9 protein-coding genes and 1 pseudogene are annotated in these 15378 nt (G+C 62.0%); 2 read left to right on the forward strand and 8 right to left on the reverse strand.

The window, feature by feature from the left end; all coding sequences use genetic code 11:
* Positions 1-148: 148 nt before the first annotated feature.
* From Sp245p_RS36640 to Sp245p_RS03810, 3 genes and pseudogenes are all read right to left on the reverse strand, one after another.
* Positions 149-769, reverse strand: a pseudogene (locus tag Sp245p_RS36640) (HlyD family secretion protein); the annotation flags it as partial.
* A gap of 4 nt (positions 770-773) precedes the next feature.
* Positions 774-1220: a carboxymuconolactone decarboxylase family protein gene (locus Sp245p_RS03805; protein WP_014241483.1), complete on the reverse strand. Its 447-nt coding sequence runs from the start codon at positions 1218-1220 to the stop codon at positions 774-776.
* A gap of 94 nt (positions 1221-1314) precedes the next feature.
* On the reverse strand, positions 1315-2055 hold the full coding sequence (locus Sp245p_RS03810) for an SDR family oxidoreductase (protein ID WP_014241482.1): 741 nt from the start codon (positions 2053-2055) through the stop codon (positions 1315-1317).
* A gap of 224 nt (positions 2056-2279) precedes the next feature.
* Between Sp245p_RS03810 and Sp245p_RS03815 the strand changes: the two genes are divergently transcribed.
* Positions 2280-3881: a winged helix-turn-helix domain-containing tetratricopeptide repeat protein gene (locus Sp245p_RS03815; RefSeq protein ID WP_244439413.1), complete on the forward strand. Its 1602-nt coding sequence runs from the start codon at positions 2280-2282 to the stop codon at positions 3879-3881.
* Between the two features lie 89 nt (positions 3882-3970).
* On the opposite strand, the gene Sp245p_RS03820 is transcribed toward Sp245p_RS03815, so the two are convergent.
* The 4 genes from Sp245p_RS03820 to Sp245p_RS03835 form a co-directional block, all read right to left on the reverse strand.
* On the reverse strand, positions 3971-5902 hold the full coding sequence (locus tag Sp245p_RS03820) for a UvrD-helicase domain-containing protein (RefSeq protein WP_041811253.1): 1932 nt from the start codon (positions 5900-5902) through the stop codon (positions 3971-3973).
* Entirely contained in the window at positions 5895-7559 is a 1665-nt protein-coding gene (locus tag Sp245p_RS03825; RefSeq protein ID WP_014241475.1) for an ATP-dependent nuclease, read from the reverse strand. Before Sp245p_RS03825 ends, Sp245p_RS03820 begins: the two co-directional genes overlap by 8 nt.
* A 133-nt stretch (positions 7560-7692) precedes the next feature.
* Positions 7693-8498, reverse strand: a protein-coding gene (locus Sp245p_RS03830; RefSeq protein ID WP_088123925.1) for an IS5 family transposase whose coding sequence is annotated in 2 segments (ribosomal slippage) — positions 7693-8171 and positions 8171-8498 — 807 coding nt in all. Because the reading frame shifts where the segments join, the coding sequence is not laid out codon by codon here.
* Positions 8499-8528: 30 nt separating this feature from the next.
* Positions 8529-9038 carry an AAA family ATPase gene (locus Sp245p_RS03835; protein ID WP_082188187.1) on the reverse strand — a complete coding sequence of 170 codons (510 nt, stop codon included), beginning with the start codon at positions 9036-9038 and terminating at the stop codon, positions 8529-8531.
* Positions 9039-9913: 875 nt separating this feature from the next.
* On the opposite strand from Sp245p_RS03835, the gene Sp245p_RS03840 reads away from it, so the two are divergent.
* The gene (locus Sp245p_RS03840; RefSeq protein WP_129557150.1) at positions 9914-11593 is read left to right on the forward strand and encodes a carbamoyltransferase C-terminal domain-containing protein; all 1680 of its coding nucleotides are present in this window, start codon (positions 9914-9916) and stop codon (positions 11591-11593) included.
* Here Sp245p_RS03840 and Sp245p_RS03845 read toward each other — a convergent pair.
* Positions 11569-15279, reverse strand: coding sequence for an SIR2 family protein (locus tag Sp245p_RS03845; RefSeq protein ID WP_109138358.1), 3711 nt, complete (start codon positions 15277-15279; stop codon positions 11569-11571). The genes Sp245p_RS03840 and Sp245p_RS03845 overlap by 25 nt on opposite strands.
* Positions 15280-15378: the final 99 nt, after the last annotated feature.

The following is a 15378-nucleotide window of genomic DNA, read 5'->3' on the forward strand; positions in this document are numbered from 1 at the left end:
TCTCGAGATCGATCCGGGCGAGGTCGCGCGCGGCTTCGGCCTGCGCCACGGCGGCGACGGCCGCGTCGCGTTGCGCGGCAAGGACGGCGAGGCGCTGCTGCTGGGCCTCGACCGTCGCCGAGGCGGCCGATACGCCCGCCTCCGCTTTCAAGCGCGCCGCGTCGCTTTCATCCAGGTGGGCCTGGCTGACGGCGTTGCCGCGGATCAGCTCACGGCGGCGGTCGTAGGCCTTGGCCGCGAGCGTCATCTCGGCCATGGCCGACCGTCTCTGGGCGTCGGCCTGCCGGATCAGGACATGCTGAAGCCGGGTCTCCGCATCGACGTTGGTAAGCCGGGCTTGGGCCGCCTCGACATTGGCCACCGCTTGGGCAAGCCGCGCGCGATAATCGCGATCGTCGATCCGGAACAGGACATCGTCGGCTCCGATGGTCTGGTTGTCGGCGACCTCGACGGCGGTGACGTAGCCGGCGACCTTGGGTGCGAGCGAGGTCAAGTCGCCGCGGACATAGGCGTTGTCGGTCGCCGTCCCGCTGTTTGAACGGGCCCAGTTCCACCCGCCCGCCGCGGCCAGCACGGCGCCGAGGCACAGCAGCACGCCGAACGTCCTTCTTTTGTTGGGGCGCGCCGCGGCGCCGACCGCGGAGCGTTTGCCGGTGACGCTTGCGCCGGTGATGACGGCCCCCCTATCCTCGAGCCTGTCCATTCCCTCATTCCCTGTTGGCGGTGTCCCAGCGTCGTCGCCACCGATCGCCACAGCTCCCGTCCGCATCGGCTCAGGCCTTGGCGGCCACCGGGAGGCGGAAGGGGGCACCCAGCCGGTTGAAGGCGTTCATCGCGGCGATGGCGATGGTGAGATCGACCAGCTCCTTCGGCGCAAACGCCGCCGCTGCCGCCGCATAGGCGGTGTCGGACGCGTGGGTTTCGCTGATGCGGGTCACCTCCTCGGCCCAGGCCAGGGCCGCACGCTCCGTGTCGGAGAACAGGTGTGGCACCTCCTCCCACACCGGCACCAGCGTGGCCTTGTCGACCGACATGGTCTTCCGCAGGTCGCGGCTGTGCAGGTCGATGCAGTGGGCGCAGCCGTTGATCTGCGAGACCCTGAGGAACACGAGATGGATGAGCTCCTCGGGCAGGTTGGTGTTCTTCGTGACGTAATGATGGACGCCGAACAGAGCCTTCGCGCCGTCGGGCGCGACCTCGTGCCAAGCCATGCGTGTCATGATGTTTGCCTTTCCGGACAACAAAAGAGGACGGTTTCCGCGTCACCGGCCCATGGCCGGCGTCGGATGGTTTCAAAGCCCTTCAGGGCGCGGCCTACCGGCCGAGCCAGTCCGCGAACCGGATGGCGCCGAGGCGCGGGTTCTGGCCGGGGGTCAGCGACTGGTCGTTGAGGACGTCGCCGAAGTAGCGGGCATGGATGTCCGGCACGACCTGGCGCGTGTCGTTCGTCGCCTGCAGGAAGCGCCGGACCAGTTCGTCGAGCGGGATGGCCTCCGGACCGGCGACCTCGAGCGTGTCGTTGACCGGCGGCGCGAGCGCGACTTCGGCGAGCGCCGCCACCACGTCGTCGGAGGCGATCGGCTGGATCAGCGCCGGCGAGAGGCGGACCTCCCCGCCGACGGTGGCCGACTGCGCGATCCCACCGACGAATTCGAAGAACTGCGTGGCGCGCAGGATGCTGTAGGGGATGCCGGAAGCCTTGATCAGGGCTTCCTGGGCGACCTTCGCCCGGAAATAGCCGTTGTCGGGAAGCCGTTCGCTGCCGACGATCGAGAGGGCGACGTGATGGCGGACGCCGAACGCCGCTTCGGCGGCCAGCAGGTTGCGGCCCGAGGTCTCGAAGAAGTCGAGGACGGCCTTGTCCTCCCAGACCGGCGCGTTCGCCACGTCGACGACGACGGCGGCTCCATCCATCGCCTGGACCAGGCCCTCGCGGGTGATGGTGTTCACGCCCGTGTTCGGGGAGGCCGCGAGCGCCTCGTGGCCGCGCTCGCGGAGGGTCTTCACCAGCTTCGATCCGATGAGGCCGGTGCCTCCGATGACGACGATCTTCATGGGGGCTCTCCGTTTCTCTCGACGGAAACCAGCGCCGCCGATGGAAGGGAGAGTGCCCGGGCGCGCCGGGGAAGTCCTTGCGGCTGGCTTGAATTGCCCTCCAAGGATGCTTGGTTTTCCGTCCACGCGCTGCCGTGCTATCAAGGGCGCGCACCGTTCGCCCGTCGTCCCGGACACAGGGAGCCGAGAGCGCACGGCCCAGGGGGAAGCCGGCCTTGCGCTTCATGTTTGGAGACTATCAGCTCGATCAGGAGCGCCGGGAACTGACCCTGCGCGGTCGGATCGTGGGCGTCGGCCCGCAGGTCTTCGACCTGTTGCTGCATCTCGTCCGCAACCGCGACCGCGTCGTCAGCAAGGACGATCTGCTGGAGGTGGTGTGGAACGGACGGATCGTCTCGGAATCGACCATCACCAGCCACATCAACGCGGTCCGCAAGGCCATCGGCGACAATGGCGAGGAACAGCGGCTGATCCGCACGGTCCCCCGCAAAGGTTTCCGCTTCGTCGGGGCGATCGAAGTCGGGGCGGCCGGGGTCGGCGCGATCGGGGAGACACCCCAGCCCGGCGGGTCAGGCATCGCCAGCCGCGCCTCCAGCGAAGGCAGGGAGACACCGTCCGGGCCGGTCCTGCCGGACAAGCCCTCCATCACCGTCCTGCCCTTCCAGAACCTGAGCGGCGATCCGGAGCAGGACTATTTTGCCGACGGGGTGGTGGAGGACATCATCGCCGCCCTGTCGCGCCTCCGCTGGCTGTTCGTCATCGCGCGCAACTCGAGCTTCGCCTACAAGGGCCGGGCGGTGGACGTGACAGAGGTGGGTCGCGAGCTGGGCGTCCGCTACGTGCTCGAAGGCAGCGTGCGCAAGTCCGGGAACAAGGTGCGCATCACCGGGCAGCTGATCGACGCGACCACCGGGACGCATCTCTGGGCGGAGCGTTTCGAGGGCACGCTCGACGACCTCTTCGAGCTGCAGGACCGGATCGCCGAAAGCGTCGTCGGTGCCATCGCACCGCAGCTCGAGCGGGCGGAGATCGAGCGCGCCAAGCGCAAGCCGACGGAAAGCCTGGGTGCCTACGACTACTACCTGCGCGGCATGGCGAAGCTGCACAGCGGAACCCGCGAGGCGATCGACGCGGCGCTGCCCCTGTTCCATAAGGCGACCGAACTCGATCCGGAATTCGCCTCGGCCTATGGCGGGGCGGCCTGGTGCCATCTCTGGCGCAAGGTTAATGGCTGGATGACCGACCGGCCCCGGGAGATCGGCGAGGGGGTGCGGTTGGCGCGGCTGGCGGTGGAATTCGGCCGCGACGACGCGGTCGCGCTGACGAGGGCCGGGCACGCGCTCGGTCACTTCGTCGGCGATCTCGACGGGGGCATCGCGCTCATCGACCGGGCGGTGCTGCTCAACCCCAACTTCGCCCCCGCCTGGTTCCTCGGCGGCTACCTGCGCGTCTTCCGCGGTGAAGCGGAAAGCGCGGCCGAGCATTTCACCCATGCCGCCCGCCTGAGCCCGCTGGACCCGGAGATGTTCCGGATGCAGGCGGGGACGGCGCTGGCGCATTTTTTCGCCGGGCGCTTCGATGCCGCCGTGACCTGGGCGGACAAGGCGTTGGGGAACCTGCCTATCCTCCTGTCCGCCATGGCCCTGACGGCGGCGAGCCACGCGCTCGGTGGGCGGACGGAGGAGGCGCGGCAGGCGATGCGGCAGCTGCGCGCGCTCGACCCGTCCTTGCGCGTCTCCACCCTCAAGGAGTGGCTGCCGATTCACCGTCCCGAGGATCTCGCGCGGTTTGCGAAGGGGCTGCGGCTGGCTGGGTTGCCCGAGTGAGCGCAGCCCTTGTCTGAAGCGCGCCAGGAGCGGACGGGCTGCCTTTGGGCGGCACGAGCAGGGAAACGGCCGTCGAGCCGCGACGGCAGCTAAGCGAGCGCATCTTGCGAGAGGATATCCGCTTCCGGAAAGAGCCCGAGCCCACGAATATGCGCTATCGCCGCTGCGGGATCGGCTACGAAAAGGACGACCACTAGGTCTTGCCGAGCGCGTGTGCAGCAAACGTAGAAGAGCCGCCTCGTTCGCTCGACGCTGGTTTCACCGCCTTCCTCCAGCGTCTTTTTGTCCCGCGCGGAAAGCTGCTTCAGCCCAAAGTATTTTTCGTAGGAAAATTGAACGTGCGTGCCCTCGTCGTCGTCGAGCACAACAAGCACGCGATCAAACTCAGCCCCCTTCACGCCTTGCTGGGTGGAGAAAGGCGACTCCTGATTGACGTAAGCCTGATAAGGCCGGAGCTGATTGGCCGGGCACGCGAGGAACGCGGCCATCGAACTGATCTCGATTGAAGGATCTTCCTCCTCCGCTTCGCCGTCTTCGTTCTCTTCGATCTCGGGTTCGTTCGCCGCGATATCTTCAAGGTAAGCGGATAGCCGGGGGTCAAACGCCACCAGTCGGCATTCTTTGGCAAGCATCAACACGTCACGGATGGTCGCCTGCGATTTCGGCCCCATCAGCTCACCGAGCTGATTGCTCACAGTCTGAAGCTGATCGAGTCGCTCGGCGACGTTCACTCCTTGCAGGTTGGCCTTCAGGAGCAACGGTGAATGGAGGCGAAGCAGCCGCATCGTATCGAAGTCCCGCCCGCCGCGGGCAGCCTCCGCAATCGGCAAAAGAAACGAAATTAACGGTCGCAGCGGCCAAGCCGTCCCATCCAGAAATCCGTTTTTGAAGGCGTCTGGCGCCTTGTCGTTAAGCGCGCCGTAGAGGTCTCCGAAACCCAATCGTTTCGCTGCCATGCGATGCACGATTACCAGCATTTTCACCGGATCGTTTTCGGCGGCGGGCTGCCACATCTCGTCATTATTAGCGTTAGCAACCCACGCCCGAACTTGCGCCACGCGTTCGTCGCGATGGGCATCGGTCGGTAGGACGAACAGTCGCGCCGTACCTACGACGGGCACTTCCTCCTCGCCATTTTTCTTCTTCCGGCCACCGACCTGAACCAAATCGTCGCCGTCACGCCGGATGGCGTTCGCGAGATTCAATACCGTGGTCGGTGAACGGAAGTTTTCCGGCTTGGGAATCGCTCGCCAACCGTCGGGTTTGGGAACCGTACCGATGCCGGTGGGATAAATGCGCTGCATCGGGTCGCCGAAGAACCCGAGGCAAAAGCGGGCCTGCTCCTGCTGCTGGACCGCCATTAACGCTTCGACGACGACGGGAAACGTATCCTGGCTCTCATCCACGAAAACGAACGGAAATTGCTGCGCGACGAGAGTTCGGAAAAGCGGGCGATGGATCATCAACTGCGAAGCCATCTTGATGATGTCGTCGTGGCCGAGGATGCCCTTGGCATAATCACTTCCAGTTCCATAAGTGAAGGTACGAACTCGAGTGATAGCCTCGCGCTGTTGCTCGTAGCGCACGATATCGTGGGCATTCTTCTCTCGCGTTTTCTGTTGAACGCGAGGGCCAAAATTAGCGGCGGCGTGCTGCAATTCTCCGATCCGCTCGCCGATCCTGTTCGCGACCCAAGTGGCGATGTCTGGCTGGAAGCTGCGCGCGACCGACCAAAGAAAACTATGGATCGTGGAGACGTGAACGAGGGGGTTGTTCCCCACGTCTGCCCAAATCTCCCCGGCGGCGATTTCGGTATAGGTGATGCAAGCTACGCGCTGTCTGCGTAGCCGTAATCGCTCGCCGTGGATGGCGATGATAGAGGCGAGCCCCTTGATCAGCGACGTGGTTTTGCCTGAACCCGCCCCGGCGACCATGTTGAAGCTGGTCGGCGGCTGTGCTGCCAGGCAATGCCGAAGATCTACGTCGGCCTGCGTATCGGGCTGTTGCGCGCGGCTACTCATCGACACTGGCCCCTTCCATTTCGGCCTCAACTTCGAGATCGACTTGTGCCTTGAGCCAAATGAGTCCGTCGCGAATGTACGCCGGAACCTGCCACTCTTCCGGTCGGGCCGTAAGCACACCAAGGGCGAACTTGGTCTTGTCGAACTTATCGCCACTGACCCGCTTGTGAAGCCCCGCCGCCAGCGCTGCAGGATCAGCCAGTGCACCGTGTAAGCGTAGTCCCAATTTCCTCTGCTCTGCGCTCTGACACCATTCGGCGTTCTCGAGCCCGAACGCTTCTTCCAAAGTCCGCCCGGCCAGCTTTGCGTGATGACCCTTCCAAATGATCGGCACGGGCGTCTGATAAGCAACCCGGACGCGGATCGTGCCGTCTGCCGGGGTTTCCTTTTCCTGCTCCGTCGCCGCGAAAAGATCGTCAATCAATTGCTTTGCCGGAAGCCATTTCACGAGAGTCTGGTTGGAAGTGACCGCTCCGGCTACAGGAAGGCATTTCTTACCGTAGCGACGGGCGGGTGCAGGGGCGGCGGCTTCGCCAGCCGGCGCGGGCGGAGCATCACCGACCAATAACAACTCGTAGTCATCAACAGCTTCCACTTCCAAGGTCTCGACTTCGACCTCAATCTCGTCATTGTCATCGTCATCGCCGTCATGATCGGCAGGCAAGAGGGTAACGCTGTCGACGTCGGTGATAATTAGCGTGACGATCCTTAGGAATTCAATCAGCGATTTGAATATGTGACCGAAGGCACCGCCAACCTCCAGAATGCAGATGCAGGAGGACCTTAGCGAGGTCGCCGCTTTCGATATCATAATCGGGAGCAGCAATCGCTCTACGTTGCCCTCCACGAGCACGGCTGCATCCGCAAAAAACAAATCGCAGTGGGTGAGCTTTAGGTACCGTTGCAGAAAATCGCGATGCTCTGTTTCCTGCGCATAGAATGCGGAGAGGTTGAGCACTTCGGTGACTTGATCGCTTCCAATCAAATCGCGCCGGAAGTAGCGAATTGGCTGAAATCCGCGCTCGTATAGGATGTGTGGCGAGTGCGTCGTAATAACCGCCTGGCTGGAGAATGATCCCCCCGCCTCATCCGGAATGACCAGCAAGTCCAGAATATTGCGAATGAACACCTGCTGGAGTTGCGCGTGAAGGTGCGCCTCGGGCTCCTCAATGAAAATGATATGGAGGGGAGCGCGCGCCTCCTCTTCGGCCTTCCAGCGCTCTTGAAGGTCGAGTACCTCGATTACCATATAAATTAAGTTCTTGAAGCCCAGCCCGTTGTAGGTGTCGGGCAGAACCACCTTCTGCGCGCCCTCCCCCACGATGTAGTGGACGCGCGCGTCCTGCGCCATGATGGACGCGGGGTTCAGTGCTGACTTGATTTCGAGCGTTGGGTTATTGAGGCCTGGGTAACCCAAGTGCTTTAATCGTTTCAACGTGTCCTTGAAAACCTCCGCAAGATGTTTGTCGAGGCCCACCTCGGACTCAAACAGCGCCTTTAGCGCCTGATGGTCGTCCTGACGCTGATCGAGATGGCGCTGGTAGAAGCGGCTTAGACGCTTCGACAAATCCTCCGAACGATCACCGGACACCGTTGATGGGTCCGCGAGATGCCGTTGCGCATTCAGGAAATCGACCTTGATGAGCGATTTCAGCACGGCAGCGCCGCCCGGTTCATCGCCCAGCGGCAGCGGCTGATATCCTGCCTTCGCCTGAAATTTCGGATCAAACCGCTTATGATCGAGGACGAAGTAGCGCAGCTCGTACTCGCGTCTCAGTTCCTTAGAGCGCCTAACAGAACCATCTCTGGACGAAGCGCCAGCAGATGAGGCTGGCCGCGATATGGTGAAAGGCAGTGAAGATGTCGGCGCGCCGTTCGTAGCGGACGGCGATGCGGCGGAAGCGGGCAAACCAAGCGAGCGTACGCTCGACCACCCATCGATATCGGCCGAGACGCTCGCTGCTTTCGACGCCACGCCGGGCAATCCGCGGAATGATCGCTCGTTGGCGCAGCGCCCGCCGGCAGTGAGCGAAGTCGTAGCCCTTGTCGGCATGCAGCTTGGCCGGTCGCCGCCGGGGCCGGCCCGCACACTGGCGGATCGCCGGCACGGCATCGACCAGCGCCTCCAGCAGCTTGCTGTCGTGCCGGTTGGCTGGCGAGATCCTCAGGGCGAGCGGGATGCCGTTAGCATCGACGAGGATGTGGCGCTTGGAGCCCGGCTTGCCGCGATCCGTCGGGTTCGGGCCGGTCTCCTCACCCCCCTTTTTGCCGGGACGCTGGCGCTGTCCACCGCCGCACGATCCCAGTTGATGGCGTTGGCATAGCCGAGACGGTCGAGCAGCACACGATGCAGCCGTTCCCACACGCCAGCCCGATGCCACTCGTGCAGACGCCGCCAGCAGGTCATACCCGAGCCGCAGCCCATCTCCACCGGCAGAAGCTCCCAAGGAATACCCGTGCGCAGCACGAACAGGATGCCGGTCAGCGCAGCACGATCGCACAGCCGGGGCCGTCCGCCTTTCGGCTTGGGCGGCTCCGGCGGGATCAGAGGTTCGATGATCGCCCACAAGGCGTCGCAAACAAGAGGGGCTGCCATGCCCCTACCAACCGTTCCCAGCCGGTTTTGTTACGCACTCTTAAGCAGGTAAGCCGACAGCGATTTCGGCCAAGGCACATAATCGCCTGCGCCACCAGCAAGCGCCGCCGCCTTCGCCCGGCCATCGTCACGAGCGGCGTGGTACCGCTGGATCAATTCGGTGATGTTCTTCGGCGCGAGTTCTACGCGGATACCGACGAGCGTTCTGGTCCAAGCGGTCGAAGGCAAGATGGGGATAACGAGATAGAGGTCTTCCGCTCCCACCTCGAACCAAAGGTCAAGCGAGATGGTGGGAAACTCGGCCTCTGGAATTTCGCCTTCTCGTTCGCCGATCTCATCCAGCAACGGCCAGACATACGAGCTGAAATCATACAGCGAGAAGGCATTTTTGCTGCCGGAGAGAAACATCTGCATCGCCTGCGTGGCAGATGTTTTCCCACTGTTGTTCGCTCCGACGAAAATGGAGATGTCGGATGCAAGCTCAACATGCACGTCACGAAGTCGGCGGAAATTCCGCAGTCGGTAAGAATGTAGATGCATCGCGATCCCTTTCCGGGATAGAGCCTACCGCCTCACAACCCCCTTGGGAATCCTAAAGACATGCGAACCGCTCGATTGAATTAGATGGCGGAGGTTGTCCATACCTTAATGTCGTTAAGTCCCGATACATCTCATGAGCTTGTATTGGCAGGGCCCGAACCGGCGCGACTGAATGTCCGAGAGAGGGCGCCAATCCGAGCGTCCGTTATCAAGGCGCCGTCTAACTTCCGCTCCTGGCGCAAAGCGGACCATCTCACTCGTACCGAAAGGGGCAACATTCCCTGCCCCCGATATGGGAGGTAAGCGTCGTCCGGAGGCTGCCTTGTGGGAACGGGGGCAGCGTGCTGAAATCTGGAGGTCGCCGCCACTGTGCGTGGCCGGCTCGGCATCGTGGCACGCAGCGTGATTTGCACCGCGGCGGTCCAGCGTATTGAGGTCATCACCGGCGCCGGTGGGTGAAGCACCTACTCGGCCGAGGAGGAGATCCGCTTGGTCGGCAAAGTCCGCGGCGGGCACGGCGCGGTGGCGCGCCGCCATGGCGTGTGAAACAGCCTGATCTAACTGACCACCTCGTTGATGATCTCCTCCGCGACAAGCGCCAGCCAGTAAGTGAGTTCAGAGGAAATTTCGCTCGTAACCTCTTCAGCGATCCTTCATCGCCCTCCGTACGAGAGTGCGAACGATATTCTCGCATTTTTCATAGTTTCTCGTTAAGCTGAGGCACAGCCATGGGGTGTGTGAGGCTGGTGCGCCGCACGCATCCCATATCCTTCATTTTGGTCAGATAACTACTAATTATCGCTCGACGCGGCAGTTGCCTTTCCAGCGAAGCGCCGCTGGTCTGTGACTTTCGACGAGCCCAGAGAGGTGATAAGGTGGACGCGGGAGAATGGGTGCTTGGCCTTGGTGGATCGGATCATGATTTTGCGGCTGTGCTCGCCCACGGATACGACCTCAGGGTAGCTATAGAAGAAGAGCGCTTGAGCCGGCGCAAATACGGCTTGGCCCATTGGTTCCAAAACCCGGTGGGTTTGTCGGTCCCCTATTGCCTCGATGCGTGCGGCATCGCATTGAAGGATGTCAGCCGCATCGTCAGTAGCGATCTCCTGCCAAGGAAGATCATGTCGGAATGGCCGGACATGGAGATCCGCACCTTTTCCCATCATCTATGCCATGCCGCTTCCGCCGTGTGCCTGTTGCCTCCCGACGCGAAGGCAGCCGTAATTGTCTATGACGGGGAAGGTTCGATCATTGGCCGTTCAATGTCCGGCACCGGGTTGAACCGCGAAACGTTCGGCTTCTTCCGGTATGAGGGCGGCGAGTTGTTGCGCCTCGGGCGAACCACCGGCTCTTGCTTCGACGAGGCGGACTCGGGCTACCCCACAGCGAGCGACAACTCCATCGGCATGCTCTACGAAGTCGTCACAGCGGCCATCGGGTTCGACTTAATGGAAACCGGAAAAACCATGGGGTTGGCCGCGCATGGACGGCCGAGGTTCCTGGCCGAGCTCGAGGCGCTTGTCACGTTTGGAAGCGGGATGGACGATTGCTTCTCCTGCAACCTGAATATGCCCGATGTTCGCGACCGCATCGGCGAACTGCTTAATAAGGAAATGGATCGCTTTGCCGCCCGCGTCGACATGGCGGCAAGCGCTCAGGTGCTTCTGGAGCGTGTCCTGCTGCACTGCTATCGCCTGTTGCCCGACGATCGCTATGATGCCGTCTGTCTCGTCGGCGGCTGCGCGCTTAACCCGGTGGCTAATTCCGTTCTTGCCAGACACCTACGGGACGGGGTGCGGCTCGTCGTTCCGCCGTTCGCTGGCGATGCGGGTATCGGCTTCGGCGCGCTCTGGCTGGATGCTCGCGAACAGGCCGGACGGCCTATCGCCTTCACAATGCGTGGCGCGCCGCTCGACCCGGCGGTTTCGCGGCCCGGCAAAACGTACTCCGCCACCGATATCGCGCAAGCGGTGAGCTTTGCGTATCCGAGCGTGGCGGTCGACGCCTCCGTTACAACGCCAGAAAACCTTGCTATGCGTCTCGCCCGCGGGGAGGTCATAGGGGTGTTCCAGGGCCCGTCGGAGTCCGGACCCAGGGCGTTGGGGGGCCGTAGTATCTTGGCTGACCCGAGGGATGCGTTGGTGCGTGAGCGCATCAACAGGTCGATCAAGCATCGCGAGCCATTCCGGCCCTTGGCGCCGATGATCCTCGCCGAAGACTTCCCGAGCTATTTCGACGATCCTCGTCAGATGGACCGGTTCATGCTGCGCGTGGCAACCGCAACCGAGCGGTGCCGCCGTGAGGCCCCGGCCATCGTGCACGTCGACGGCACTGCCCGCGTCCAAATCATCGACGAGCGTTCGGACCCGTTCCTGCTGGATATTCTGCGGGCCTTCCGTCAGCAGACGGGAGTTCCACTTCTGCTGAACACCTCCTTCAACCGGCGGGGCGAGCCCTTGGTCGAGACGCCCACGGATGCCATCGACGCGTTCCGCGGCATGGGGCTTGACGGGCTATTTCTGCAGGGGACCTACTGCCGGCCTATCTCCGCGTGAAGGCCGAGCGCCACGGCGACGGCAACGAATGCCTGTTCCAGCGACTCTGCCCGCAGTAGTGCTTTGATCGCTGCGTACAGGCTCTGTCGCGCGTTCGGCAGCCCGAGTAGGAAATGCAGCAGGTGCCCCCATTCCAACTCGTCGATCTGACGGCGTCCGATGCGTGGATCCTGACGGACCTTGATTTCCCGCAGATCCTCCTCCGTTAGTGCGCTGCCATTGCTCCGGAGAAACCGCTGCGTCACGCGGGGGTGCCGATGATATACCTCGGCCAGCACGCGCACCGTCGCCCGATGTATGCGTGGATCCGAATGGCCGAGCACTGGCTGCAGCAACGCAAGCCCCTCGTAGGGCCAGAAGGTCGCCACTTGGCAAATGGCCTGGAGGACTTGAAGGGATTCGTCGATCATACCGCCTTGCAGGAAGCAGTTCAGATTCTCCAGCAGTAGGTTCGACGTGCGCTCATCCGAACCAAAGCTATCGACGTACTGCTGGTACCGCATCGTGCGGCGGCGCGTCGACGGCGCCAGTTGGGCATGCCCGTAGATCACGCCGAAGCCGTCCTCAAAAATCATATCGAATCGGTCGCGGTAGCCGCGCCGGAAGCCCCTTTCCTCACCCGGTCGGTACAGCAATCCCGACGGCCAATCGCGCAGCACTTTCCGGATGTAGGGCTCCAGGATTCCGTCGTAGGGCCGGTCGGTCACCAAGTACATGTAGATCACGGCGGCCTGCAGAAAATCCACAGCGACCGGCAGGGGATCGTCCCCAAGCCGTTCGAAACACTCCCGCCAGAAAACAATGGTGCGTTCGGCGTCGTTCAATGCCGACATTACGAACATGAGATGGGACAAGTGATACTCGACATCGCCGTTGTACAGCGTCCCGGCATATTGCAGGAACAGAGTGAAATCATCGTGTTCGAGCGTCCCGCCGCCTTCCAGCCGCTCGACGACGCGGCCGAAGGCTTGTCGTTCGGGATTTTGAAAGAAGCGGCGGATACCCTGTTCCGTCGCATTGAACATGTAGCGGTCGCACCCGCCAACCACGAACGCACATGCCTGGGCGAGATCGGTGGCAGTGAGGCCGGGCGCGGCTGTCGCGTCGACCGCCATTCGGGCGATTCGGGAGAACGCTTGGTATTCCGTCGGATGCGTGTTCTCCCGCCCGAGACGACTCACAAAGCCAAGGACACGGCCAAGACGCCGCCACACGGGGATTCCAGGATCGAACAGGTAGGTGCGGTACAAAGACGGCAATTCCCCGGTGGCGGTTACCTCGTCCGGCCGGTTGAGAAGGCGCTCGACCAGTCGGTCGCAGATGAAGATGTTCGCTTCGACGGTGGCGAGTTGCGACGAACCGCGCTCCACCTGCATTAGCAGCGGAACGCCGAAATTTTCAGGCAGGTTGGCGGCAACCAGCACCAGGGTGCGCAACTGGACTTCCGACAGCCTCCCGCGCCCGGCTGCGTCGAAGGCATCGCGCAGATATCCGCTGAGAAGCTTGGGATCCTCGTCGGCTAGGTCGTACAGGACGTCCTTTGCGAACTCGAAAAGCTGGTCGCTCACCGAGTCGCCGTACTGCGCCGCCAGTTTGCCCTGGTTGTGGACCACGTACTCGATCAGCGAAAACCGTGCCGCGATGTTGAGCAGAAAGTACATGCGGGCCGCAGCGATGGCTTTGCTGTTGCTGCCCAAGGAGCGGACCATCTGCGCCAGATCATGGATTGTCTCAAGCGGCAGCTCGCTGGTATGGAGAAACGCTTCTGCCAGGAAATACTGCTGCGTTCGGTCGTGCGCGAAGCGCAGGAAGCCATTATCGGCATCGACGACAATGTCGAGGTCCTTCAATGTCCTGAGAAGACGGCCGTCGGTCGCTGGCGGCCCCAGATCCAGCGCACGGAACTGGTCGTTGCAACGCTTCAGGCACAAAAACGCCACGGCGGTCAGGCAATCGAACAGGACCGACGCGTCGAGATCAGCGCCGTTGTTGGCCAGCTTGTGCGCGTAGATCGTCCGGTAAATGCTCGCCACCGGCCCGGCAAAAAGTTCGGGTTGATTCCTCTCGGCGATCGCCGCTAGCAGATAGGGATCCCGCATGCGCTCAACTGCATGTGGGGGCAGTAACTGAAGCGAGATATTCAGCCCTGATTCGACCTGTATCCGACCCAGCGCGTCCCGCAGTTCCTCATCGGTCAGCGGGCCGACCGTCAGCGCGCCGACCGCCCCGTCCACCGCACCGTCGGTCCAAAAGACCTCTCGGAGGTGCACCGGATCGACTTTTGACATCAGCGCGTTCCAAGTTTCTTGCCGCACGGTCACGATCAACTTGACGGCGCTTCCCTCATCCGGCAGGAGCCGAGCAAAGCGGATGAGGTTACGAAAAAGACGCACGCAGCCGTCGAGGTCGGCGCTAAATTCGTTTATCCCGTCAATGAAGACCGCAAGGCGCAAGCCTCGGGTACGCAACCAGTGCTCGAAAAGGTCCAGTGAGAATGGGGCGGCGTGTCCGAGGCCACCGAACTGGTCGGCCAGTTGCTTCTCTAGGTCCGGCGTGTCGAAGGCCTTGGCCTTCAGCAGCAGAATGCGCCGGGTTTGGTTGTCGCCCCATGCCATGTGCAGGCGAACGCCAAGAGAACTCTTCCCGAAGCCGGATGCACCCGCGAGGACCGCGAGGCGGCGGTCCGACGACATGAAAGTGCCGATCACCCGTTCCAGCGAGACGCGCCGGGCGAACAGTCTAGTAATGGGCAGATGACCCCGCTGGCCATATTCGGCGATGAACTGGCGGTTGCTGCGGTCGGTACGCCACTCGAAGAGTGGTGCTAAATAATTGGGCGCCGCGCCGGCGAAGCGAGCGACTTCCAAAACCGGCTTGGCGATAGCTTTAATGAGTTCATCAAATCCCGCCCGCACAAACAGTGGAGGGTTCGGTGCGAGTGCGATGCTCAGTGGCGCACCCGGATCGGGAGGCTCTGGGTTGCACCAGAACCAGCGGTGGGCCCTGCCGGCCGCCGACCCGATCAGTCGAGCCAACGCCTCGTCGTAGCCGCTATAACCAGCAAAGACAACGTGATGCGAGCCGAGGATATCGGTCAGCAGGTCCACCATGGCCTGATCGTAGTCGGGGTGTGTCAGCTCGTCATTACTCAGGTAGAGTACTGATCGCGCCGATAGATCGCCATGAAGCTTTAAATAAAAGGGTTTTATGGACGCAACCTTTGCAGGGAGTACTGGATATGGCCGAGCGAAACCAGGACTGTATATCTGAAATACATCCTTACCGAGTTCTTGCTGAGCGATTTCCAACATGACATCGAAGTTGGTAGTAACAACTGCGTCAATAGCGTGATGCTCCGCTAGCAACACAAGAAGCCGATACGCATCCGAAGGAAGCAGTTGGCTTGCTTCTCGAAAAATCCTCTCCACTAACGCGGCCTTTTCGAGCGCGCTCAAGCCAGCATGAAAGATTTCCTGAAAATGCCTGTCGATGTTCTGAGGATCGGTCACGGAAAACAGCGGCCTGCCAACTATTTTCTCAATGCACCTCTTCTTAAATGCAGAGAACGTGATGCCCCCGGAACTAATATCAGCACCCGCCCCGATGAACATGCAAATCTTATGGTAACCGGAAGGCGAGGCGCGGAACCGATCTATGACGAGGTTGGCAATCAGCTCTAAGCTCATGTTCTATTTCTGTCTCAATGATTTTGAATGCTGCCGCGTCGAGCGATAATTAGGGTCTGGACCCATAAAGAGCCTTTCCCGAAGGGAATCGTTATGATT

The sequence above is a fragment of the Azospirillum baldaniorum genome (genome assembly GCF_003119195.2).
GTDB classification, from domain to species: Bacteria; Pseudomonadota; Alphaproteobacteria; order Azospirillales; family Azospirillaceae; genus Azospirillum; species Azospirillum baldaniorum.

Excerpts from the sequence above, each read along its gene's own strand:
- Sp245p_RS03805 (WP_014241483.1), bottom strand. The coding sequence starts at position 1,220 with ATGACACGCATGGCTTGGCACGAGGTCGCGCCCGACGGCGCGAAGGCT.
- Sp245p_RS03810 (WP_014241482.1), bottom strand. The coding sequence starts at position 2,055 with ATGAAGATCGTCGTCATCGGAGGCACCGGCCTCATCGGATCGAAGCTG.
- Sp245p_RS03815 (WP_244439413.1), top strand. The coding sequence starts at position 2,280 with ATGTTTGGAGACTATCAGCTCGATCAGGAGCGCCGGGAACTGACCCTG.
- Sp245p_RS03820 (WP_041811253.1), bottom strand. The coding sequence starts at position 5,902 with ATGAGTAGCCGCGCGCAACAGCCCGATACGCAGGCCGACGTAGATCTT.
- Sp245p_RS03835 (WP_082188187.1), bottom strand. The coding sequence starts at position 9,038 with ATGCATCTACATTCTTACCGACTGCGGAATTTCCGCCGACTTCGTGAC.
- Sp245p_RS03845 (WP_109138358.1), bottom strand. The coding sequence starts at position 15,279 with ATGAGCTTAGAGCTGATTGCCAACCTCGTCATAGATCGGTTCCGCGCC.